We start from the raw sequence: 22,838 nt of genomic DNA on the forward strand, positions 1-22,838 counted from the left end.
GCTGATCCCGCAAGCAGGCCCCTTGAAGCTCGTGGCTTAACCCGAACTCACGTTTGAACCGGTAATGCGTCCACGATCAGGCGCTCTGATCCTCCACAAGCGGGCTGAATTACAGGAGCAGCTCGGCCAAAGGAGGGCCGCCCTCCAAGTCGGCGAGAGCCCCATTCAGGAGAGGCGGAGGGATCAGGAAAAGCAAGCGCTGAGGCCCTTGCCTTTTTCATGTAGATCTTGCTGAGGCTTGCCTCACTTGCATTATCTCCCCGACCTACCCCAGCCAAGTCTGGCGAGTCGATCTGACCGACATTCGGGTCACACAGGGCTGCGTTTACCTGGCCTACGCCCTCGATAGCTTCACCCGAGAAATCGTGGGCTGGGCCGTGTCCAAATGCATTGACGCAGCGCTGGCGTTGAGAGCGCTCAACAACGCCCCCCAGGCGTGTTGTCCAGCTCCAGGTCTCCTGCACCATTCTGACCAGGAGTCTCAATACGGGAGTCGTGTCTACGTGGATCGGCTTCGGGAGGCCGGTCTGATGCCCAACATGTCCAGAGAGGGCAATCCCTACGACAACGCCCGGATGGCCAGTTTTTACACCACCCTGAAAACGGAGGAAGCCGATCTACAGGACGATCGCGACTTCGACGACGTACAGCGCCACAGCACCGCCTTCATCGGTCAGCTGCACAACGAGGAACGGCTGCACTCGAGTCTGGGCTCTGTTCCACCAGCTGAGTTCGCCACCCAGTATCATGGCGCCTAGACGCGACTTGCCTGCTGGCCCGGGACTTTGGGTTCACTCCAGTTCTGGGAGGACACGGTCAGCAGGAAGTCTGATTCTGTCGCAAAGCCAACTTCTCTTAACCCCCCGACCGGTCGGTGAAGCGTCCGAGCCCAGGGGCCAGGCGGCCGAGCGATGGCCCAAAAGGGCAACGTTTCGCTGATGACTCGCCTGTTCAACCCGCGGTCACGGCCCCTTGCTCTAAGAGCTGAGCGAGTTTGAACAGTGAGGTCGCGCTCGGTCTCCGCTCCTCCTGACCCAGCTGCGTTCTGTGATGGTCAGCGGCGAGCAACTCGGAGGATCTAAGGGCGCAGGCGCATCACCCAGACCGGCGCAGACACGATATCTGCCGCACGGGTCGGAGCAGAGGCGCCAGGAGAAGGAGTCCAGGATAGCGTGGGGCTCCGCGCAGCAGCAGCACGGTTGATCCCGACCCTGAATCAGCCCTGCGCCTCCGCTGCGCCCCCTTGCACTTCCGCCGCGGGCAGGGTGAACTGGGCAGCGCTCGCCACCAACACCGCTGCGTCGGCCCGGTAAGTCCGCAACCGCTCCAGCCGCTGTGGCGTCCACGCGCCCGGAGCCTGCGCCGCCACGGTCAGCGCGGCCAGGGCAATGCGGCGGGTTTCGGGGGGGCCACCTGCCAAGAGTTCTTCCAACACGTGAATCTGTGAAAGATCAGTGCGTGCCCCTGCGCCCAGCACAGCATTCACGGCGTCCATCAGAACTTCCGGGTGAAGCTGATCCGCCTCAGCCCAGCGGAGCAGGCGTGCGGCCAGGTCGGGCCAACCCAGCGTGGCGACGGCCAGCCGCACTTGCAGGTGGAGCGTGAGGGGATCGGCAGCCAAAGCGTCCAGTACGGCTCTCACGATGGACGCGGCCTTGTGCGGGGCGGCGCTGGCGGCCCCTTGCAACGCAACGGTGGCCTGCACCAGGGCGCGGCGCTGGGGCAGCAGGGCTGAAAACGCGGCGGCCAGCGCGGGCGCGTCCCGGCCCGAGTAGGAGGCGAAGACCACGCGGGCCGCCGCCTGCGCTTCCTCCGCGTGCGGTGAGGCCATCGCGCCCAGCAACACGCCTAAAATCTGGCGTTCGGGGTCGGTCACGGCGGCGTGAAAGCGCAAGGTTTCGAGCCGCACCACGGGGTCAGCATGAACGAGCAGCGCCGACAACAGGGCCAGATACTGCGGCCTGTAGGCGGCGGTGACCTGTTGCGCGGGCAGCCGCACCAGGCCGCTCGACAGGCCCGCGTCGCCGGACTGGGCCGCCGAGAGCAGCAGCGGCCACGTTTCCGGGCGGTTGAGGTGGTTCCACAGGCCCCGCAGCAGCGCCACCCGTGCGTCCCGGTGCAGATCGTCACGGCCAAAATTCAACAAGGCTTGGTAGGCGGCCTCGCCGGGCAAGTCTCCGATCAGGCGCAGCACTTCCTTGACCACCGTGACCCGCTCACGCGGCACCTGCCCCAGCAGCTTCAGGGCTTCGGTGGGCGGCACATCCAGCAGCGGGCGGCGCAGGGTGTAGATGGCGATGCGGGCGCGGTCATCCTCCAACATGTCCAGCAGTGCAGGCAATCCGCGTGCCGCGTCTAAGCGGCCCAGCATCCGCACGGCGGTATCCCGCAGGGCCAGTACAGAGTTCTCAAGGGTAGCCAGTTCGGTCAGGCGGCGCAGCGGCAGGTCTTCGGCGGGACGGGGCAAACCGGTCAGGCGGGACAGCAGCGAGGCGCGGGCCGGGGGGCGCACCGGAGACGGCAGCGCGGCCAGTTGGTGCAGGGCCCGGATCACGCCGGGAAAATCGCGGCCTGTGTCCTGAGACACTTCGGTCAGGGTCTGGGCAAACAACTGCTGCTGCGTGACTGTCCAGCGGTAAGAACCCGCCGACAGCGGCAGCACGAAGCGCGTTTTTCCGGTGCTGAAGCGCCCCCGGGAGGCTTGCCGCCCCAACAAGGGCATCAGCAAATCCTGGCGGTGGCGGTGGACATGCCCGTAGACCAGCGGCTGCGTGCCCCAACTGGCGTCGCGGGCCAAGAGGTGCTGCACCAGCAGGGCAAAGCGTTCGCGGCTGTGTTCGGCCAACACGCCCAGTGCGCCCACCGAAGTCCACGTCTCTGCCGACTGCTGAACCAAGCGTTCAAGAATGTCTTGCAAGTCCGGCGACTGGCCCACGTACCGCCCGAAACTGCGAATGGCCCCCAGCAGTTGGCCTTCCCGTTCGCGCGTTTCCCAGCCGCGTAGTACAGGCAAGAGAGCCGCGATCAGCACCGCCGCGCTACCCGGCGTGAGCCGCCGTTCCAGGGAGCCGAAATTGACCTGACCCCGCGCCTGCACCAGCTGGCCCAGCCACGCTGCGCCCCAACCCGGCTGGAACGGCAGCAACCCCACCAGGAGCCGCTCTGCCGACTGCGCCGTGGAAAAGGAGAGGTCAGCGGCGTTGAGGGCGTCCTGAATGACCTGTCCCAGCGCGGCCAAGCTGCCCGCCTGCCACAGTCCGGGCGGCAGATCGGCCAGCGCCCACAGCATCCGGCCACGTACCGGGTCTTGCTCGTTGCGCCGGGCCGTGACCAGTTGCAGGGCCTCCGCCTGCCGCCCCCGCTCGTAGCGCAGTGCAGACAGCAGGCTGGCGATGGCCTGACCGCGCAACTCGGCGTCGGGATGCCGCAGCGCGTTGTCCACAGCGGCGTGGGCTTCGTCCCACGGCAGTAGGCCAGCGTAGGGGAGGCGTTGGAGGGGCCGAGTCTGCAGGGCGGGCAGGGCCAGGTGACGCCGTGCCTCTGATTCACGCAAATCGGAGGGCAGGCGGGTGGCCAATTCCAGCGGAACGACGCCCTGCGGCGAGGTGAACGCGGCCAGAAAAGCTGGAGCCAACGCATGTCGGCGCTGAGGACGCAGGCGGCCAAACGCCCCTTCTGCCCCCGGAAAATTGGAGCGGCGCTGAAGCAACAGGCGCTCAATCTGCTCGTTGGACAGGCGGCGCAGCGCGGGAGTGAGGTCGAGGTAGACCGGATCAGGTGAACCCAGCAGCAGGGACGCCACTTGCTCAGGCGCGGGGCGCACCAGTGACCATAGATTGAGCTGGCTCAGCGGAGCCGTGCGCCCGAGTTCCTGAGTCAACGCCAGCGCGAGGCCGCGTTCCTGCTCCATCAACTCTGCGCGGACTGCCGTAGCCTGCGAGATGAGACGGGAATCAAGTTCAGTGGCCGCGTTGGCCCGCCGCAGCACTTCTTCCCCCACCAGCCGGGGAAAACGGCGGGCCAGACGTTGCCAATCCCGTCCGTTGCCCTCATCCAGCGCGGCCAACAGCAGTGTTCGGGCCAGTTCGGGGCCAGCATAGGGCAGGAGCGCCCAGACTTCGCTCCGGCGGCCCGCAGACAGCAACTGCTCTATCCAAGCGTCTACAGGAGTTGCGGGGCGGCCCGCCATCTTCCAGCGCCTGACCAGCGCGACATGCCGGGATGTGGGCAGGGCGTCCAGCAGGCCGAAAAACTGTTTTTCACTGCACAGCAGCGCCACCAGACGGAGCGCCGGGCCAGCCACGTGCCCGGATGGATCGAGGGCCGCCCGGTAGGCCTGCTCGGCGTCCCGGCTTCCATGACAGGCCCACAGCGCCAGACGGCGTTCGTACACGCTCCCGCTGCGGAGACCCTCCAGGACGGGTTCGCGCTGCGATTCCGGCAGGCGACCCAGTTCCACCATGCGTCCCATGCGGGCGCGGTGGGTCAAAGCTTCGAATTCAGCGAGCAGTGGGGCAGCAGCGGTCATGGTGTGGCTCCTGTGGAGGGGTGCAAGAGGAAAGGGTGGGATGAAATCGCCGCTCAGCTTGGCACGGCGGCTGCAAGGAGGGGCAATGCAGAGGGCTTAGAAAGCGGGCAGAAGTTGAAGCGTGCGTGCCCGCAACGCTTCCACACCGCACGCCTCGGCATACTCGCCTGCGTCCCAGTCGCCTAGGAGCGGTGCGGCACGCTGAATGTTCAGGCCCAATGCTTCAGCCTGCGCCTGCCACAGCAAAAACTGCTTGTTGGCCAGGCGCCCCGGATCGAGCGCGAATACCACTGGCAGCCCCAGGAACGCCAGCCACGCCCACGGCACCGGGCCGAAGGTGCTGCCGAGGCCGACGACGGCCCAGCGCTCATGCCGTGCATCCGTTCCAGACAGCGCCAGATGGGTCAGCATGGCGTTGAATTCGCCCTCCACACACAGCACGCCCCGGTACGTGGCCGCCGACACCTGGTCCGATCCCGGCGCGAACCACGGTGGATTGCCGTTGTCCTCTGGAATCTCCCGGTACTTGTGGCGGTCTGGGCGCAGCAGGCGGAGTTTCAGGCCAACCAACTGGCCTGCCGGGTTCCGCAGAGCGATTACGGCGTTCTCGTCTTTGTCCAGCCCCAGTTCCAATTGCCGCAGAGCGTCCGGCGTGAACCCGCGCCCGGCGAACACCTCCGGCAGCACCGCCCGGCCCAGCAGCCGCGCTCTGGCTTCCAACAAGAGGGTTTCCAGGGTGGGCCGCTGCGCCGTCATCGCACCGAGCTTAGCGGGCGCTGCCCCCCTCCCCAATAGGTGATCTGGCTCAGCCAAGGTGCGCCATGCGGCGCTGCCCTCACGCTAAAAAACCCGCTAATCTGCGGCAAGATTCGCCATGACCGACCGCCGAAAATACCCCCGCACGCCCCACCTGCCCTGGTCTCCGGGGGCGGGGCAAGACGACGCGGTCTGGACTCATGCCCAGAGGTTCGCGGGGCAGGAGGTGGTGGTGACCGAAAAGCTGGACGGCGAAAACACAACGTTGTACCGCATGGGGCTGCACGCCCGCTCGCTGGATTCCCGGCCCCACCCGTCGCGCGACTGGGTCAAGGGATTGCAAGGGCGCGTCGGTTACCTGATTCCGGAAGGCTGGCGCGTGTGCGGCGAGAACCTGTTTGCCCGGCATTCGCTGGCCTACGATCATCTGGAAAGCTACTTCTACCTGTTCAGTGTGTGGGATGAGAGCAATACCTGTTTGAATTGGGATGAGACTTTGGTGTGGGCGAAGGCGCTAGGTGTGCCGACGCCCCGGCAGCTGGCGCGGGGGTTATGGAACGAGGGCCAAATACGCGCCCTCGATATTGATCCGGATCAGACCGAAGGCTATGTGGTGCGAACCGTGCAGGGCTTCGCCTACGCCCAGTTTCAAGAACACGTCGCCAAATATGTCCGCCGGGGGCACGTGCAGACAGACACCCACTGGATGCATGGGGCCGTGACGCCCAACGGCCTCAGACAGGTGGAGCGCGAGCCATGAACGCTTTCCTGAACAGCTTGAGGGGCAGTGGAACCCCGGATTTCCCGGCCTTCCAACAGCATCTAGGCCACGTGTTGCCGCTGCTGGACAGCTTGCCTGCCACCGAGCAGGACCCGGAGTGGCATGCCGAGGGGGATGTGGCAACCCATACCGGATTGGTGCTGAACGAAGCGTACAGCTTGGCTGAGCAGGAGGGACTCGCAGACGACCGGCGCCAAATCTTGATCCTCGCCGCCGCCCTGCACGACATCGGCAAAGGACTGACCACCCGCCGCGCCCCCGATGCAGCCGGACACGAGCGCGTGATCTCACCACGCCACGCCGACCGGGGCCGCTCGTATTTGGCTTACCGGTTGCCGGAGCTGGAGTTGCCTGCCGCCGTGCTGCACGGCGTCCTGGCGTTGGTGGGCCACCATCATGACCTGACCCGCACGCTTCAAACCGGCACGCTGGCCGCTTATCGCCGCCTGGCCCGTCAGGTCAATTTGCCGCTGCTGTCTCTGCTGGAGGTGGCCGACACCCGTGGGCGCGTCACGGCAGATCAGGCCGCGCGGCTCGACGATCTGGAGTATTTCCGGCTGCAAGCGCAGGACTACGGCGTGTGGGACACCGAGCCTTACGGCGAATGGCAAGCGGAGATCAGCAGCACGCTGGCTGGATTTTCTCCTGACTTCCTCGACTTGACGGTGCAAGGCGGCATCCTCGATCACGAAGCAGGTCTCATTCAGGTGCCGCAGGAAGCGGTGTCGCGCTCCTATGCCGCCCGCGCCGGATTTCCGCAACTGGTCGTGACCTGCGGCCCCAGTGGTTCGGGGAAGAGCAGTTGGATTGCCGAGCGGTTGCCGGATCATCAGGTAGTTTCACTGGACGCCATCCGCGACGAACTGGCGGGCAAGCGGGCCGATCAATCGCTGAACGGGCAGGTGCTGCAAGCGGCCAAAGAGCGGCTGCGGGTGGAACTGCGCCGGAAGGGGAAAGTGGTGTGGGACGCCACCAACACCCGCCGCGATTTCAGGCGTGTGCCGCTGGGGTTGGGCCTCGATTACGGCGCACTGACCACGCTGGTGGTCTTTCAGCCGCCTGTCAGTACCGTGTTCGGGCGCAATCCGGCCCGCCAACATACGGTGCCCGCCTCGGTGCTGGCCCAGCAGATCGAAAACGCCGAGTTTCCGTATCTGCCCGAAGCCCACCGCACCCTCTGGCTGGACGAGTTTCACAAAGAGACGGGGCGTGCGGGATGGGCGGACGGAGGAGAATAGAGGTAAGCCGTTGCGGCCTCGACCCCATGACGTGGCCCCACAACTTGGACGATCTGAAGGAGGGAGGAAGGCATGCCCCCGGCTAGGATGTGTCAGGCGGAACGGCGAGCACATCTCTTTGTTCCTATGGCGCTCTGTACTGATCAGCTCAGCAGTCCCTATTCGGGAGCGTGAGCACTTGAAAAGTTGATCATGACCGGGTCATCTTCATAAACCGCTCCATTCCCAGTGCAACGTACTTTCTTCGATACTCGCTTCGCTCGGTTCATCTCTAGATGAACTTCGACCTCCTGAGGTGACGGGTGTTCAAGGCGATCAGGCTCACTGCGGCCACAGGCGGTTTATCCAGCTCGCGGGATCGGTGGCGGTGCCCCTCACCCGGAGTTCCAGATGAAGATGCGGGCCGGTGCTCAGGCCGGTGCTGCCCACTTCACCGATTTTTTGTCCGCGCTGAACGCGCTCGCCCACCCCAACCAACATCTTGCGCTGATGAAAATACAGGCTGGACACCCCCGCCCCGTGATCGATGACCACCAAACCGCCGCGCACGGGGAACAGTTGAGCCAACACCACCGTCCCGTCATTCACCGCCGTCACGGCAGTCCCTGCGGGGGCCGGGTAATCGATTCCGTAATGGTACTGAACGGGGCCGCCCGCGACATAGATTCGCGGTTGGCCGAAGGCGGTACTCTGCGCCCGCACATTCAGCGCGGCCTGAAAGGGCTTCGACCAAGCCTGAGGCGTGCGCCGAAGATAGGTCTGCTCCACCACGGCGTCCTCCGCTTGGCGGGCAGCCGGTTCCAACTTGCTGCTGAGAGCGGCGGGAAGATTCAGGCGTTGAAGGGGCTGTGAACGTGGAGTGATCTCGACCGTTCGCTGAAGCCGTTCTGCCCCTACTCGAACCTCATAGACGAGCGGCGTGATTTTTCCCAACACGGCTCGGCCCAGCACCAGAAACTCGTTTCCGAACGCGACTGGCTGCAGCGCCTCGCCGGGAAGCTGAACCTTTTCGCCGACTTCACTCAGAAAGCGCACCGTTGCCTGCGCCGCACGTGGCCCACCCAGCCGCAGGACGAACGCATCCCCCATCCGCAGTGTGGCCGGCGACGCGACCGTGAGACCCACCAATTGCTCCGTCTGGGCCGCAACCGGGGGCTGAACCGGCCCTTCTCCGGGCAACTTCAGGGCTTGTCCGACTTCGAGCACCGTACTGCTCAGGCCGTTGAGCCGCATCAATTCCGCCACGGTGATTCCCTGAGACCGGGCGAGACTGTACAGGGTATCGCCCGCCTTGACCGTATAGGCGCCGGCCCCACTGGTCAGCAGGGCGAGAATGACGAGACTGGCCTGTTGAAGCCGGATGAAGGGAGTGCGGCCTATCCGCGCAGTGGTCCGTGCGGAAGGCGTAGAGGCCTGAATCATAGGGTTCCTGTCATGATCCCTAGATTTTGCTTGAAAACGGTACGGAACGGTTGGACTCTCCTGGGAAGTGCGTTCTCAGTGATTCCTGCCCCTGCATCCGGCATAGTGCGGCCATGAATCTTCCTGCGGCTCTGCTCGCCGTGTTGCTGTCCTTCGGCCCAAGCACGTACACCGTGAAGCCCGGTGACACCCTCTATTCCATCGCCACTGCCCAGGGCACCACCGTATCCGCATTGACGGCACTCAACCGCCTCCAGAGTCCCTCTGTGCGGGTGGGCCAACTCCTGCAACTGTCTTCCACGGTCGCTGCTCCCGCGGTGCAGCAGATCGCGGGCGTCACGGTCACGGCTCCCGCTCAGGTCCGCATGGGCGACGCGTTCGTGTTGCGCCTCTCGGGAACGCGGGCGCAGGAGGCGACGGTGCGGTTTCCAAGCGAGGTGGGTGAAGACGTTCGCCTCCCGAACGAGGTGCTGAAGCCGGTAGTCTCCGCTGGAGGGACGCTGGTGTTCGGACGGGTGGTTTTGGGGAAGACCACGCCCGTCGTGTACGAGATTCGCGTCGGAGAGGACGTGATGCGGGGTTCGATTCCAGTCACCGATCAGAGACAAGCCACGCAGCATTTGAATCTGCCCTCCAGCATCAGCAGCAGAATGCAGGATCCGGCCCGCAAGGCGGAGGAAGAGGCGGTTGAACGGGCCTACGCCCTCCGGACGGCCCAGCAGTGGAGCCAACCGTTCCAAGTCGCGCTCTCGACCCGGCTGACGGCGAGTGCATTTGGTCAACCCCGCACCTACACCGCTGGAAGTCCCGTCGTCTACCACTATGGCGAAGATTACCTTGCCAAACCCGGAACTCCCGTCCGGGCCGTCAATGCAGGCGTCGTCGTCGTCGCTGGCAAGTATCCCGTTCGCGGCGGTCTGGTGGTGATCGATCACGGCCTAGGGATCACCAGCCTGTATTTCCATCAGCGCCGCGTGCTGGTGCGCGTGGGCCAAACCGTGGAGCGGGGGCAGCAGCTCGGAGAAGTCGGTTCTGAAGGGGTCAGCAACGCCCCGCATTTGCACTTGGAGCTGCGGGTACGGGGCGAGGCCACCCGGCCCGCGCAGTGGATGAACCGGATTTGGCCGCAGTAGGTGGAGGAACACCCCTCGCCGCAACGGCTTGTGGCCGCGGTGATGAGGCTTGAGCAGGATCGGCGTGGCAATGGGTGGCAGGCTTGCTAGGGGAGAGTGAGCCCCGGAAGCACAGTAATAAAGACATTGAACACGGGGGACTGTAGCGCCTCTGATCCCTTCAGCCGCGCCCCCTCCTTGGCTCTTCGGCCACGTCCAGACAGCGGCTGGTTCATCGGCATTTCCCTTGCGGGTTCAGCCTGCGGTCAGGGAAGCATCCCCTCATCCGGCAGGGTCAGGACATGCAGCGCCCGGTCTCCGGCACTGAGATACACGAGGCGCGTTCCGTCTGGAGCCACTTGCCAGTCGTCGCCCGCGATCTTGTCGGAGAAGGACAGCAGGTCTTCCGTCTGACCCGTGGTCACATCTATACGCAACAGACGGTGGGAAGCCTGGCCCGGCTCGTAGGGCACGAGCAGCAGCCGGGCATTGTCCTGCCAACGCCCGGACCCGAAGGTGGGCACGGGCCAAACCGCGCCGCCCGCTGTGGGCACGACGAACAGGCCGCCCCGCCCCGCCGCGTCGAGCGTCACCCGGAACAGCACTTGGGTGCCGTCCGGACTGGGCCGCACCCCACTCAGCAGTTGGCCCTGCGCCAGCACGCGGGTGCGGCCCGTGGCCCGGTCTACGGTCAGAACCGAGCGCCGGGCATCGTTTCGGGCCAGTCGCCCGGTCAACAGCAGCGTGTCCTCGTTCAGCCAGCCCACCAGCCGTCCCCCATACACCGTCACCAATGGGCGGGACGGCGCTTTGGCCTCACTTCCGAAGGGATCGGCGGTCAAAACCGTCAAGGGCGTCCAGTCGCTCCGGTCGGCAGCGCCGTAAGTGGGCCAAGCCAACCGGCCCTCTGGCGACCAGACGGCGTCCCGTCCACTGGTCGGCACCGTGACCACCACTCCCGCCGAGGACGCGCCGAAGTGCAAGGCCAGAGCCGTTGCCGGGCCAGCGGGCTGCAACCCGTACAGGCTACCCTCGGAGAGCAGCGTCGGTGGAAGACGCCACAGACCACTGAGTCCTGTGCCATCGGCAGGCACGCTGTACATGCCCACCTCGCGTCCTGCGGGGCGATCGAGGAACAGCAGGTGGGTGCTGTCTGCCGTCCAGACCGGGTGGGCGCAGCAACCAGCGCGGGAGACCCGTCCGGCGACAGGTTCCAGATTCAGCGCGTCTGGGGAAGGTGATACCGGTACGGGCGGTATCGATAAGGGCGACGGCGAAGCAAGTGGCCCCCCGACGGTGGGCACCTCCAGCACCTGACCCACCTTCAGCCCCGGGCCAGTCAGGCTGTTGAGCGTTTGCAGCTGCGCCACCGTGAGGCCCACCGAGCGCGCCAAGCTGTATAAAGTGTCACCCGGCTTGACGGTGTAGGGTGCTGCCGAAGCCGAAGCCGTCCAGAAGGCCGCCCACACGGCGCCCGCCCACAGGCTTCTGCGCCTCATTTTCTCACCGGCGTGCTGGGCGTAGGGGGCGGCCAAGGCTGAGCAAAGTTGTTCAGGAGCGGGCCGTGCAGCCGGACGCCCGGCTGATCTTCGGGAAACTGCCAGACGCCGGGTTGCCGCAGGTCTTGCTGGAAACCCGCGCTGTCCATGTCCGGATCCGCCAAGCCCAGTGAGGCCCAGTCGGCCTGCAAGTAGCCCACAGGGTTCAGCAGCAGTTGATGCGAATGATCGCGGATCTCCAGGTGCAGGTGCGGCTCGGACACACACGTCTCTTGGGAGTCGCCCGAGAGGGCCACCACCTCGCCGCGCCGAACCCGCTGCCCCACCTTGACAGCGGCCTTGTTGAGCAGGTGCCCGTAGAGGCTGGAGAGGCCGTCCGGATGAGTGATGACCAAGTTGTGCGGCCCGGAACCATGCGGGCCATCCACCTCTGAGACGACGCCGTCAGTGATTGCCACGACTGGGGTGCCGCAAGGGGCACTGAAATCCAGCCCGAAGTGCATGCCCTGCCCATTGCCGTACAGACTGCGCCGCTGTTCGTAGGCGAAGGTGGTATTGCCGTAGAACTGCCCCATCAACCAAGTGTCTGGCCCCGGAGATGCCGCGAAGGGCAGCCCGTACTGGCCAGCAGGTGCGGGCAGACTGGAGAGTGCCGCCGACTTGCCCACATGCGCGGAAGCGGTCCCCGTGTACAGCGGCCAGAGGAGCAGGCAAAGCAAGGAGACCCTTGAATTCGCGGAGCCGCTCACAGCCGCACCTGTGGCCGTGGTGAGGGCATAGATACGGTCAATCTACACCGCATCACCTGACGACGCCCACCGACAAGAACCCTGCATGCGGCACAGTACCACCGGCTAGACAGCGCTTCACCCTTGGGCTTCAATGACCATCAGCCTGGGCACGCCTCCAAACAACCCCGGCCCAGACGCCACAGGCTCAGCCAAGTGGGTCACCTGAAAGCCGGTGCCCGTCAAGGGATTGACGATGGAAGCCAGTGTCCGGTGGTGCGCGCCGAAATGGCCCCGCAGGCCTGCGTTGCCGGACTGCCAAGCGCCCACTTGATGGTAGTTGCGGATGATATAGCCGACCCTCTCTTCGCCGTCGTTCAGAAACTGCGGCCCCGTCAACTCGTGGAAGGGGGCCTCGAAACAAGGGTGCAGGCAGGAGAAAACCAGCACCCCACCGGGCTTCAGCACCCGGCGCATGGCCGCGAACAACTGACCGTGATGGGGAATGTCCATCAAGGCCAGCGAAGAGACCACGACGTCCACAGACGCGTCGGCAAGTGTCCCGAGAGTCTGGGCGTCATCCAGGCGGTATTCGAGGGAGGGGAGCTGGGTTCGGCGGCGCGCCTGGGCCAGCAGGTTGCGGGAAATGTCGATGCCGATGACCTGCTTGGGCTGATACTGCGAGACGAAGCGGCTGAGGTGCCCTTCCCCGCAGGCCACATCCAAAACCACCAGATTCGCCACGCGGTTCTGACGACGCTGCTCGAACACGCCCAGCATGGCTTGCCAAGGGCCACTGGGGTCAGCCAGCATCTCATCGACCAGATCGACGTACCACTGGGTGAATTCATCGTATCTCGCTTCCGGAAGGGTCAGAATTGGGCTTGGCACAGGGAAACGCTCCTTGGAGGACTGAGGGTGATGGAGGGAGGCGGTGCAAGAAACGATCCCGGATTAAGCGGGCAACGGCACGTCCGGATCTGGTTCGGCAAACACTTTCAGGCCAGCACTCAACGCCGCACACACCAGGGCCAGGAGGAGAGGCAGAGCAAACGCGGCCTTCAGCGTCGAGGCGTGAACCACGACGCCCACCAAGGGAGGCCCGGCCAGAAAGCCGCCGTAAAAGACCGCCGTCATCAGCGCGACGCCCCGGGCCTGGCCGAGTTGCCAAGCGGCGCTGAACCCCAGTGGGGCCAGCACAGACAATCCCAAGCCCACCAGCGCGAAGCCCAGCAAGACCAGGCTGGGAACGGTTCCTGCCCACTGCACGCCCACAAACCCGGCGGTGGCCAAAAGAGCCGCCCCCGTTGCCAAGCGGCCCCGCCCCAGCACGGCACACAGCCGGTTCCCGCACACCCGGCCCACCACCATCATCAACGCGAAACTGGTGAAGCCCAGACTGGCAGACGAGGCGGGAGCGTTCAGCACCCCCCTGACGTACACGGCGGCCCAATCATTGACCGCGCCTTCACAGAGGGCAGCACTGAAGCCCACCAAGAGCAGCAGACCCAGCAAGACACTGGGCCGCTCCCTGCCGCTTAGGGTGGGCTGGGTCAGGACGCGCCTCGGGAACTGAAGGGCCAAAACGCTCCCGGCCAGCCCCACCAGCAAGCTGACGCCGCCCAAGTGATGAAGCAGCGAGACGCCCCGCGTGAGGAGCAAGCCCCCCAGCAGTCCACCGGCCAAGGCCCCCATAGAAAACGCGGCGTGAAACCCAGACATGATGGGATGATGCACTTGGTCTTCCAGCCAAGTGCCGGTGGCATTGAGCACCAAGTCGGCGCCCCCAAACCCCAGACCGTACACCAGCAGGCTCAGCACCACCAGCGGCAAACTCGGACTCAGGGGCAACCCGATCAATCCCAGCGCCATAGCAACGACACTCAGCAGCAACGTAGCCCGGACGCCCCAGCGCTGCATCAACCAGCCCACGGGTGCGAGCGCCGCCACATTGCCCACGACCAGGGTGAACAACAGCCCAGAAAGGTGCAATGGGCCAAGAGAAAAACGCTCCTGAACGGCTGGGATCTGTACCGCCCACGAGGAAAACAGGAGGCCGTTGAGGAAAAACAGGCCCCAAATCCGGGGGATCAGCTCAGAAGAGGCAATGGAAAAAGAGGTGAGGTGTGTCATGCCGTGCTCCCTGAGTTGAGCTGCTTCGGAGGCCCACTGCCTCCACTGGTGCGGAAACGTCAAGACGAACAACACAGGGGTTGCGGAAGCTCCAGACCGGCGTCGAGCACGATGCGGGAGAGGAAGTCTTGCGCGGGACGCCTCTGGAGCGCCGAAGAAGAAGCTGTGACCTGGCCTCCCGTCCTCGAACCAGACAAGGCGCGGAGGCTGCCTCGAATGTCTTCATTTCTCATGGCACTCATCTCGGACGCCACGAACGAGCGGTTCCCTATACCCAGACTCTGATCAGGGCGGCAGCAGACGAGGAATAGATTTTTCGCATAGTGCTCCTGGAGCCGGGTCAATCAGCACCCGGCTTGAGACGAGATGAGGCAGGAGAGAACGAGGGAAAGGCGGGCTGAACCCAACTGCTCGGGCGGGTGATGCGTCCAGTGGGGCTGCCTTGCTGCAGGAGCGAACCGACTGGCTTTTCAAGGCGCGGCGTCTGACCGGACGCTGTGGTGGCTTCCCGCGCTTTGAACTCCCCAAGCGTCTCCTCTGGATGGTGGCCCAGATGCACGTTGTCGGATGAGGTCAGTGTGGGTTATCCATCAGATCGTCGGTAGGGGGTTAACCCCTTAGGGGGAAACAGGCCCTTCATGAAGTTCACAAGACCGTGCACACTGCTTCACGGCCAGAGCTCCCCCCCTACTCCCCCTTCGCTTGGGCGTGCCAAGATCAAGGATGACCGTTAAGCTGCCCCACCAAGCCTCGGTGGGCCATCTGGACTGGTCACCTTTTGCCCAACAGATCGTCGAAGACGCCGAGGCCGCGCTGGGGTTCCCGTTTATCGTGCTGTCGCGTTTCGATACGGCCGCCCGCACGACGCAGCCGGTCTTCATCGGCGGACTGCACGGCCGCAACAATCAGCGCGCCCTGCGGCTCGGGCGACGCCTGATCCCGCGCTTTGACCTGTACACGGTCGGCTCTGTCGACGCCAATCCGTTGCTGCGGGCCACCTTCGAGGGAACGGAGCCGGTGATGGGGTCGGTCGAAGACTTCACGCACGGGGTGGTGCCCCCGCTGATCGCCCGGATTGCCAGCCACATTGCAGGAGCCGCGCACGTCATCGCCATTCCGCTGTGTGTCGAGCACCGGGTGCTGGGCAGCTTGTCATTCCATCAGCGCACCCCGCACTTCAGCCCGCAGTGGATTCGCACCGGGCAGGCGTTCGCCCGGCAAGTGGCACTCTCTATTCACAATGCCGAACTGCTCGAAGAAGGGCGACGTGCTTCGGCCGCCCTAGAAGCCTCGCGCCGTCTGGTCAGCGAGGCCGAGGAGCGCACCCGGCGCGACATCAGCGAGTTCCTGCATTCCCGAGTGCAGTCGCGGCTCCTGGTGGCCGAGTACCGCCTGAGCGAGATCGCGGACGTGAGCGAGGAGGCGCGCCGCCGCATCGAAGCCGTGCGGGCCGAGTTGGAACACCTGCGCGAGCATGACGTGCGGCAGGTCAGTCACCGGCTTCACCCTGAAGCGCTACGGATGGGTCTGGTGGCCGCGTTGCAGATCTTGGCGTCACAGCTGCACGGCGTGCTGGACGTGCGGCTGGTGGCCGACGACGCCCTCATCGCCGCAGAACGCACGTTGCCGCTGCCCCTGAAACTGGTGGCCTTCCGCGCCACCGAAGAAGCGCTGGGCAACGTTCTCAAGCACGCGGCGGCAGGCTGCGCCACGGTGTGGCTGGGGTTGGAACCGGGCAGGCTGAGGCTGGAAGTCACAGACGACGGGCGCGGGTTTGAAGTGGGAGCGCAGCCTCCAGGCTTGGGGCTGCTGTGCCTGGGGGCGCGGGTGGAGAGTGCAGGAGGATGCTGGGGCATCGAGAGCCGCCGGGGTGGCCCCACCCGGGTCTGGGCGGAGGTGCCGAGGTGAGTCCCCTTCAGGTGAGTCTGGCCCACGTCGCCCTCGTGGAGGACGAAGCCCTGTTCCGCGATCTGCTGTGCCACGCGCTGGAACGCACCGGGCAAGTCCGGGTGATCGGCAGTTACGGCAGTGCCGGAGAGGCGCGCTCGGGCCAAGGAATGACGCAGGCAGACGTCGTGTTGCTCGACATCGACCTCGGCGGGGAAGACGGCGTCACGCTGGGGCGGCAACTGCGGGCACGTCATCCCGCACTGGGCATCGTGCTGCTGTCCAATCACGCCCACCTCGCCTTTGCACGCGAACTGATCGCCGCAGACCTGACCGGCTGGGCCTACCTGCTCAAAAAGTCGGTGCGGGACGTGCAGACCATCCTGCGGGCCATCGAGGGAGTGCGCCGGGGGCAAGTCGTGCTCGATCCGCTACTGGCACAGGGCGAACCGGGTGGCGGCCGCTTTCGGCATCTCACGGCCCGTCAGACGGAACTGTGGAGCCTGATCACTCAGGGGTATTCCAATGCCGCCATCGCCGGTCACTTGGGCCTCAGCCCCAAATGGATCGACAACGCGGTGGGCGGCCTGTACGCGGCCCTCGAACTCGGCACCCATGACCCACAGACCAACGCCCGAGTGTCGGCGGCATTGTTGTACGCCCGTGAGGCTGGGGACGCGTACCTCACTGTGCTGGACGATCCCAGGGAGTGATCAGGGGCCACCCGAGACGCTCACCCCCCCTCGCCGTTTCAAGGCCGTACCGTGAAGTCGAGGCCAAAGCTCGGCGCGCCCGCGTAGAGGAGATCCCGGTAGCCAGTCGTGATGGTGCCGACCGCGACCCCCGCACGCAGTTGATACCCCCCCACCGGATTATTGCCCCCGAAGCGGAACGTCAGTGCCGCCTGCATACGCGCTCCGTTTCCACTGACCGGCCCTACCGACTCAAGGGGGTAAGACTGGGTAAAGTTGTCTTGAAACCCGATCGACAGCGGGTATGCCCGGTCAAGAGGTGGATCTGCCGTGACCGTCAGCACAAGCGTTTTGACCTCTCCCTGACGGCCACTGACCGATCCCGGCTCCACGGAGGCCGTGAACTTGATCGGCAATTCGGTGAGCTGCACCGGGACGCTGCTGAGGGTTTGCCCATTGCGCGAGACCACCAGATGAAAGGCCGACGAGTAGTTGTTGAAGCCGAACTTCTCGGGGGCGGCAATCACCACGTCCCGGGTTTCAGACGCCGCCCCGCTGAGGGTCAGGGCGGTCGTCTGGAGCACCACAGGGTAAGGCAGGAGGGTTCCACCGGGCGGCGGCTCTCCCGGATCGGCCTCCAAGCGAAGATCGACCAGGCCGGGTGGGTAGTGGGCGAACGCCGCTTTCAGGCTGGCCGTGTGCAGGTGATAGACCGAGAGTGCCGACTGGTTGAGGGTCAAGGTGGGTGTGGTGGCCTGACACGAGATCAGGGGTTTGGCCCAGTCGGCATGGTCAAAGCTGATCCCGTTGCCCGCATCGGTGACCACCAGACGCAGTTCCTGTTTGCCCGTCAGATCGAGATCGATGGTCTTGGTCGCGCTGGCCCCAGTCATGACGCCGCTGTCATAGGCGTTTTGGCCGTCCAAGTAGACCTGAAACACCACGCTGCCTCTGGTGCCGACCTCATCGTCGATGCCAATCTGACTGACAAAGCGGGTACACGTCGCGTCCGTGCCTTTCAGACTGAAGCGCAGTTCGCTGCCCGCATGCGTCCCGAAGCCGCGGCTATACGTTGTGCCGTCGAGGGTGATGGCGTTTCCGTCTCCTGCTTGCTGCTCGCCGTTGCTGCGGTCTATCTCGATAGGGCCCCAACTGTTCCGGGCCGCCAGAATCGGCTCGTAATACAAGTTGTTCTCCCCAGCAGTGAGGCGCAGCGGGAGGAGCTGAGTTGGGGGCGCGGTGTACGCCCAGGGGAAGCTCCGCCCACCGGCGTAGGGATCGGTGGTGACTGGGGAGGCAGGCTGGCTGCACCCGGTCAACCCGAGAGTCAGCGCACTTCCGAACCACAGCGAACGAGCGACAGCGCGGTGCATCATGGAGGGCCTCTCGCCACAGAACGTGAGATGGGTTGTGAGGGTGGCTGTGAAAATAGTACCCACCCAGTACCTCAAGCCTGCTTCACAGGTCATTCATGAAGCCGGAGCAGGTGACAATATGAGCCTTGTTGCATCTCATTTTCAAAAGTGAGCTGGCGAGATGATGTGTAGCCTTGATCCTCCGAGTTATTCGGGCAGGCTCAGGGCTACGGGATAAGGACACCTGACCTAATCAGTTCCGGCCCCCTTCATGACAGAGAAGGCAAAACGCCCGTCGAATAGGGCTGCGCCTCCATCTGCGGTAGGGTCACAGGGCGCCCTGTCCCCTGAGCAGGCACCTCGGCCCTGACCTCATGCCAATCAAGAATGTCTCGCTGAGGCTCCGTCACGCTCTACACTTTGGCGGCAAGTGACTGTGGGGCAAGCACCGTTAAAAGGGGACTTTTTTTGAATACTGGACTGATTTTGTTGGTGGTGGGCGGCCTGTTGCTGCTCAGCCTGTTGGCGAGCAAGGTGGGCGGGCGGCTGGGATTGCCGGGGCTGCTGCTGTTTTTGGTAATCGGGATGCTGGCAGGCAGCGACGGACTGGGCGGCATCGAATTTGACAACTACGAGGTCACGCAATTTGTCGGCCTGATCGCACTGGGCTTTATTCTTTTTACGGGCGGGCTGGAAACACAGTGGCGCACCACCCGGCCCGTGCTGTGGTCAGGAATTTCAATGGCTACGCTGGGAGTGGTGCTCACCACAGCCATCGTGGGTGCAGCGGCCCACTGGCTGTTCGATCTGCCGTGAGTGGTGGCGCTGCTGCTGGGCGCAATTGTGGCTCCCACCGACGCCAGCGCGGTCTTTTCCGTGCTTAAGGAACGGGCGCTGGGCCTCAAAGGTCAAATTCGCCCGCTGCTGGAATTCGAATCGGGCATCAACGATCCCACAGCCGTGGTGTTGGTCATCGGCCTCACCGAGTTGGCTGCCCACCCCCAGACGCCTTGGTCAGCGCTGCTGGGAGAATTTGCCCTCGAAATGGGACTGGGCAGCGTCATCGGCTACGCGCTGGGCCGCTTGGCCGTGCTGCTCATCAACCGCATTCGGCTCCCCCTAGAAGGCTTGTATTCCGTCTTGACCGTCGCGGTGGTCGCCCTGACTTACGGCCTCACCAGCATGGTTCACGGCAGCGCGCTGCTGGCTATCTACATCGTGGGCGTGGTGCTGGGCAACAGCGAATTGGTTCACAAGCGTTCCTTACGTCATTTCCACGAAGGCCTGACCTACCTCTTAGAAGTCGGCATGTTCTTGCTGCTGGGGCTGTTGGTCTTTCCCAAACAGTTGCCCGAAGTGGCCGTGCCTGCCCTGCTGCTGGCCGCCGTACTGGTGTTCGTGGCCCGCCCAGTGGCGGTGTACCTGAGTTTGTGGGGCGTGCGGATGCCGCTGGCGCACAAGACGATGGTGGCTTGGGTCGGCCTGCGCGGAGCCGTGCCTGTCGTGTTGGCAACCTTCCCGCTGCTGGCGGGCGTCCCCGGAGCGCAGCTGTTGTTCGACGTGTCGTTCTTTTTGGTGCTGGTATCTATTCTGGTGCAGGGAACGTCGCTGCCGTTCGTGGCCCGCTGGCTGGGGGTCAATGCGCCGCTGGACAGTCACAGTGCGATGCCCTTGGAATACACGCCGACCGGAGCAGGCCGCAACGATTTCATAGAAATCACGGTGCCGCCGACCTCCAGCTTTATCGGACAGCGCATCATGGATCTGGGCCTGCCCAACGAAGCGTTGATCGTCTTGATCTGCCGTGACGAGCAGTACCTCATTCCGCACGGCACCACCCGGCTGCAGGGGGGAGACGTGCTGCAAATTTTGGCCGCCAAACCGTTTGCCGAGACGGTGCAGGCGCGTCTGGCTGCGTCGCCCTGATCCACTGGGGGAGACGTGATGCCGAGCAGAGGGGGGGACTGCTCAGGCGTCAGACAGCACTGGACTTGAGTCGGTGGGCGCACGGTTAAGCACGCACTCTGAGTCGCTTTCCTGCTGCCTAAAGTGGCCTGCATATTGAAGCCCTGCTGAGGAGCGGCTGCGCGTGTACCGGTCAGAACAGACGCCCATGACGCCGCCTGACCTGATTCCCTCTCATAAACTTGCTGCTCGCTCCGCTTGAATGATTCTCGTCAATCCTCGCAATCTGGTATTACAGCGCAGAATCCAGATCAGTCCACCGGTTTGTCTGATGGTGTAGCTCGCCCGCCGACTCCTGATCTCTCCCTGTTGAGGCGACGTGCGCCGGGGAAGGTTCGAAAGCCTGATCGTGGAGCAGGTCGCGCAGGGCGGCGGCAAACGGCGAGGTGTCCTGCACGCAGCCCAGATGCCCGCAGGCCGAGGCATATTCCAGATGGTGGTGGGCGACTCCGGCGGTTTGGCTGGCTCCAGCAAATGTCTGCATTTCAGCCACCGGAAAAAACTGATCACCGATGATGTTCACGGTCAGGAGGCGCAGGCCGGACTCTTGCCAGCGGGCAAACAGGTCTTGAGGTTGTCCGGGCATCCGGTGGGTCTGAACCACCCGCGCGAGATCCAGAATATGGGGCAGGCTGGCGGTGTGGGCGCGGCTACGAAGGTAAGCATCGAAATCCGTGTGCCCGAACAGGTGATGCAGTCCATCGGCCCCCAAGCCGAAAAACGAGATCAGCCGCAGCGCCGCGTCGAGTCCGCCGGTGGGCGCAAGCTGACGCATGAGGGGGCCAAACACGCCCCGCAGCGCCACGCCCGACTGTGGGCTGGCCGCCACCGCCGCCACCCGCACCGCCAATTCAGGAGTCCGGGCCGCCCACTGAAGCGCCTGCATGCCGCCGAAACTGGGGCCGATGACAGCGTGCCAGCGCGGGATACCGAGGGTGTGCATCAACTCCAGTTGCAAGGCGTGCAAGTCGGCAAAGTCCCAAGCCGGAAAGCGCTCGCCCCACATCGTGCCGTCCGGGTGCAGCGTCTCTGGCCCGGTCGTGATAACAGCGTCCTCGTGGGCCTGAACATTCGACAGGGTGTTCATGCAGATCACGAAAAACCGGTCGGTGTCTACCGCCTCACCCGGCCCGATCAGCGCAGACCACCAGCCGGGCGTGCCGTCGGGGGAGAGGCCCGCCGCACGCATCGTGCCGGTGTAGTAATGGCAGACCAACACGGCGTTGTCCCGCGCCGCATTCAGGTGGCCCCATGCCTGCCAGCCGAGACGCACATCAACCGCTGCTGCTGTTCCGGCCATGAGGGTGACGGTTTCCAGCACGCCTGACTGAACATCTGCTCCACCTTTACCGGCCTCACCGCCCTCACCCTCATCGTTTCGCATCAGGTCTCAGGGTAGACGCTGGGTGTTACGGGGCAGTCACACTGGCTTGGTTGTACTAGCCCCATCACCCAAACCAAGTCGCCCGGCCTTCATGCCACTGCCGCTGTAACGGATTCGTGACGCCGCCCCTCTACACTGCACCCGAACATGAAAAAGATGCTTTTGACGGGCTTGATGCTCGCGCTGTCCGGCGCGGGTGCGGTGAAGGTCGGCGTGCTGCTTCCCCTCAGTGGGGCAGGCAGCGTCTCTGGACAGGCGGCCCGCAGCGGCTACCTGCTTGCGCTCGACGAGATCAACCGGGCGGGCGGCGTGCTGGGCAAACCCCTCGAACTCGAATTTGGCGACGATGGCAGCGCCCCGGCCAAAGCAGTGCCGGAATTCGTCAAGTTGGTCACGGTCGACAAGGTGGATTTCATGGTGGGCGGCGTCAGCAGCGCCACCTCTATCGCCATCAGCGGCCCGGCCAAGCAGTACAACACCTTTATGGCGTGGATCGGGGCGGCGGCAGTGCCCGTCGAAGACGCGTTCGCCGATCACAAGTATTTCTTTCATTACCACCCGTGGGCCTACTACAACTTCGAGGCCATCTTGGGCTACTTCAAGACCCTGAAAACGCAGCGTAAGGCCAAAAATATCGCCATCGCCTACGAAGATGGCCCCTTTGGAAGTGCCGGAATAGACGCCACCATCGCTGCCTTCAAAAAGGCCGGATTCAACGTGGTCATGGCCGAAAAATTCAAGACCGGCAGCGGCAATTTCGGGCCGCTGGTCAGCAAGGCCAAGGCCGCCAAACCCGACATTTTGTATTGGATCGGCTACGACACCGACGCCTTGCCACTCGCCACCGAAGTCAAGCAGCAAAATCTGCAACTGGGCCTGCTGTACGGCACGCCTCCGAGTTGGCCCGTAGGCTTCGAGAAAAACAAGCTGTCGGACAACGTGGCAGGCCTGAGCCTGTGGTTGCCCAGCAGCCCGCAGGCCGAGAGCCGGAAATTCGTGGCCGCCTACAAAAAGAAATTCGGCACTACCACCGAGGAATATTTCGCTCCGCTGGCCTACGTCAACCTCAAGTCGCTGTCGGCGGCCATCAATGCGGCGGGCAGCACCGATAAAGACAAAGTGGCCGCAGAACTCGCCAAAACCAACATGCCCACCCCGTTTGGCCCCCTCACCTTCAGCAAGAGCCTCAAAACCCAGTATCAGGGCTTCAAATCGGGCAACTGGCTGCATTTCCAGTTCCTCGGAGACGCCCGCGTGCCGGTGTATCCGATCCGCTTTGCCCAAAAACCGATGGTCTGGGGCAAGTAATCCTGACGTAAAGACTAGGAGTCAGCGGGGCCACGCCGGAAAGACTGGGG

16 protein-coding genes and 1 pseudogene are annotated in these 22,838 nt (G+C 64.4%); 8 read left to right on the forward strand and 9 right to left on the reverse strand.

Annotated features, from left to right (window positions below):
- Nucleotides 1–254 precede the first annotated feature (254 nt).
- On the forward strand, nt 255–758 hold the full coding sequence (locus E7T06_RS22155) for a DDE-type integrase/transposase/recombinase (RefSeq protein WP_276605591.1): 504 nt from the start codon (nt 255–257) through the stop codon (nt 756–758).
- Nucleotides 759–1,216: 458 nt separating this feature from the next.
- Here E7T06_RS22155 and E7T06_RS19105 read toward each other — a convergent pair whose 3' ends face one another.
- Entirely contained in the window at nt 1,217–4,528 is a 3,312-nt protein-coding gene (locus E7T06_RS19105; RefSeq protein ID WP_136367357.1) for a hypothetical protein, read from the reverse strand.
- Between the two features lie 96 nt (nt 4,529–4,624).
- Nucleotides 4,625–5,284 carry a hypothetical protein gene (locus E7T06_RS19110; protein WP_136367358.1) on the reverse strand — a complete coding sequence of 220 codons (660 nt, stop codon included), beginning with the start codon at nt 5,282–5,284 and terminating at the stop codon, nt 4,625–4,627.
- A 118-nt stretch (nt 5,285–5,402) separates the two neighbouring features.
- Between E7T06_RS19110 and E7T06_RS19115 the strand changes: the two genes are divergently transcribed.
- Entirely contained in the window at nt 5,403–6,044 is a 642-nt protein-coding gene (locus tag E7T06_RS19115) for an RNA ligase family protein (protein ID WP_136367359.1), read from the forward strand.
- Complete coding sequence (locus E7T06_RS19120; protein WP_136367360.1) at nt 6,041–7,303, forward strand: AAA family ATPase; 1,263 nt, start codon at nt 6,041–6,043, stop codon at nt 7,301–7,303. The genes E7T06_RS19115 and E7T06_RS19120 overlap by 4 nt, the downstream gene beginning before the upstream one ends.
- Before the next feature lie 321 nt (nt 7,304–7,624).
- On the opposite strand, the gene E7T06_RS19125 is transcribed toward E7T06_RS19120, so the two are convergent.
- Entirely contained in the window at nt 7,625–8,725 is a 1,101-nt protein-coding gene (locus tag E7T06_RS19125) for a M23 family metallopeptidase (protein ID WP_136367361.1), read from the reverse strand.
- Nucleotides 8,726–8,838: 113 nt separating this feature from the next.
- On the opposite strand from E7T06_RS19125, the gene E7T06_RS19130 reads away from it, so the two are divergent.
- Complete coding sequence (locus tag E7T06_RS19130; protein ID WP_136367362.1) at nt 8,839–9,858, forward strand: M23 family metallopeptidase; 1,020 nt, start codon at nt 8,839–8,841, stop codon at nt 9,856–9,858.
- Between the two features lie 245 nt (nt 9,859–10,103).
- Here the strand turns inward: E7T06_RS19130 and E7T06_RS19135 are convergent, their stop codons facing one another.
- The 4 genes from E7T06_RS19135 to E7T06_RS19150 all read right to left on the reverse strand — a co-directional run bounded on the left by E7T06_RS19135 (nt 10,104) and on the right by E7T06_RS19150 (nt 14,197).
- The gene (locus tag E7T06_RS19135) at nt 10,104–11,336 is read right to left on the reverse strand and encodes a LysM peptidoglycan-binding domain-containing protein (RefSeq protein ID WP_136367363.1); all 1,233 of its coding nucleotides are present in this window, start codon (nt 11,334–11,336) and stop codon (nt 10,104–10,106) included.
- Complete coding sequence (locus E7T06_RS19140) at nt 11,333–12,055, reverse strand: M23 family metallopeptidase (RefSeq protein WP_240741184.1); 723 nt, start codon at nt 12,053–12,055, stop codon at nt 11,333–11,335. The genes E7T06_RS19135 and E7T06_RS19140 overlap by 4 nt, the downstream gene beginning before the upstream one ends.
- A 147-nt stretch (nt 12,056–12,202) precedes the next feature.
- Nucleotides 12,203–12,955 (reverse strand): class I SAM-dependent methyltransferase, encoded by a 753-nt coding sequence (locus E7T06_RS19145; RefSeq protein ID WP_136367364.1) that lies wholly within the window; start codon nt 12,953–12,955, stop codon nt 12,203–12,205.
- 63 nt (nt 12,956–13,018) lie between these two features.
- Nucleotides 13,019–14,197 (reverse strand): MFS transporter, encoded by a 1,179-nt coding sequence (locus E7T06_RS19150; RefSeq protein WP_136367365.1) that lies wholly within the window; start codon nt 14,195–14,197, stop codon nt 13,019–13,021.
- Nucleotides 14,198–14,920: 723 nt separating this feature from the next.
- Between E7T06_RS19150 and E7T06_RS19155 the strand changes: the two genes are divergently transcribed.
- Complete coding sequence (locus E7T06_RS19155; protein WP_136367366.1) at nt 14,921–16,105, forward strand: ATP-binding protein; 1,185 nt, start codon at nt 14,921–14,923, stop codon at nt 16,103–16,105.
- Nucleotides 16,102–16,797 (forward strand): response regulator transcription factor, encoded by a 696-nt coding sequence (locus E7T06_RS19160; RefSeq protein ID WP_168733663.1) that lies wholly within the window; start codon nt 16,102–16,104, stop codon nt 16,795–16,797. The genes E7T06_RS19155 and E7T06_RS19160 overlap by 4 nt, the downstream gene beginning before the upstream one ends.
- 38 nt (nt 16,798–16,835) lie before the next feature.
- Here E7T06_RS19160 and E7T06_RS19165 read toward each other — a convergent pair whose 3' ends face one another.
- A complete protein-coding gene (locus tag E7T06_RS19165) occupies nt 16,836–18,152 on the reverse strand; it encodes an NPCBM/NEW2 domain-containing protein (RefSeq protein WP_240741185.1) in 1,317 nt (438 codons plus the stop codon).
- Between the two features lie 474 nt (nt 18,153–18,626).
- Between E7T06_RS19165 and E7T06_RS19170 the strand changes: the two are divergent.
- Nucleotides 18,627–20,057, forward strand: a pseudogene (locus tag E7T06_RS19170) (potassium/proton antiporter).
- Between the two features lie 271 nt (nt 20,058–20,328).
- Here E7T06_RS19170 and E7T06_RS19175 read toward each other — a convergent pair.
- Nucleotides 20,329–21,480: an alpha/beta fold hydrolase gene (locus E7T06_RS19175; RefSeq protein WP_136367368.1), complete on the reverse strand. Its 1,152-nt coding sequence runs from the start codon at nt 21,478–21,480 to the stop codon at nt 20,329–20,331.
- Nucleotides 21,481–21,627: 147 nt separating this feature from the next.
- Here E7T06_RS19175 and E7T06_RS19180 point away from each other — a divergent pair, with 147 nt between their 5' ends.
- Nucleotides 21,628–22,788 carry an ABC transporter substrate-binding protein gene (locus E7T06_RS19180; RefSeq protein WP_136367369.1) on the forward strand — a complete coding sequence of 387 codons (1,161 nt, stop codon included), beginning with the start codon at nt 21,628–21,630 and terminating at the stop codon, nt 22,786–22,788.
- The last annotated feature ends 50 nt before the right edge of the window (nt 22,789–22,838 follow it).

Origin of the sequence: Deinococcus sp. Arct2-2 (genome assembly GCF_004801315.1) — a bacterium.
Classification (GTDB): Bacteria; Deinococcota; Deinococci; order Deinococcales; family Deinococcaceae; genus Deinococcus.

Excerpts from the sequence above, each read along its gene's own strand:
- E7T06_RS19105 (WP_136367357.1), bottom strand. The coding sequence starts at position 4,528 with ATGACCGCTGCTGCCCCACTGCTCGCTGAATTCGAAGCTTTGACCCAC.
- E7T06_RS19110 (WP_136367358.1), bottom strand. The coding sequence starts at position 5,284 with ATGACGGCGCAGCGGCCCACCCTGGAAACCCTCTTGTTGGAAGCCAGA.
- E7T06_RS19115 (WP_136367359.1), top strand. The coding sequence starts at position 5,403 with ATGACCGACCGCCGAAAATACCCCCGCACGCCCCACCTGCCCTGGTCT.
- E7T06_RS19120 (WP_136367360.1), top strand. The coding sequence starts at position 6,041 with ATGAACGCTTTCCTGAACAGCTTGAGGGGCAGTGGAACCCCGGATTTC.
- E7T06_RS19125 (WP_136367361.1), bottom strand. The coding sequence starts at position 8,725 with ATGATTCAGGCCTCTACGCCTTCCGCACGGACCACTGCGCGGATAGGC.
- E7T06_RS19130 (WP_136367362.1), top strand. The coding sequence starts at position 8,839 with ATGAATCTTCCTGCGGCTCTGCTCGCCGTGTTGCTGTCCTTCGGCCCA.
- E7T06_RS19135 (WP_136367363.1), bottom strand. The coding sequence starts at position 11,336 with ATGAGGCGCAGAAGCCTGTGGGCGGGCGCCGTGTGGGCGGCCTTCTGG.
- E7T06_RS19150 (WP_136367365.1), bottom strand. The coding sequence starts at position 14,197 with ATGACACACCTCACCTCTTTTTCCATTGCCTCTTCTGAGCTGATCCCC.
- E7T06_RS19155 (WP_136367366.1), top strand. The coding sequence starts at position 14,921 with ATGACCGTTAAGCTGCCCCACCAAGCCTCGGTGGGCCATCTGGACTGG.
- E7T06_RS19165 (WP_240741185.1), bottom strand. The coding sequence starts at position 18,152 with ATGATGCACCGCGCTGTCGCTCGTTCGCTGTGGTTCGGAAGTGCGCTG.
- E7T06_RS19175 (WP_136367368.1), bottom strand. The coding sequence starts at position 21,480 with ATGCGAAACGATGAGGGTGAGGGCGGTGAGGCCGGTAAAGGTGGAGCA.
- E7T06_RS19180 (WP_136367369.1), top strand. The coding sequence starts at position 21,628 with ATGAAAAAGATGCTTTTGACGGGCTTGATGCTCGCGCTGTCCGGCGCG.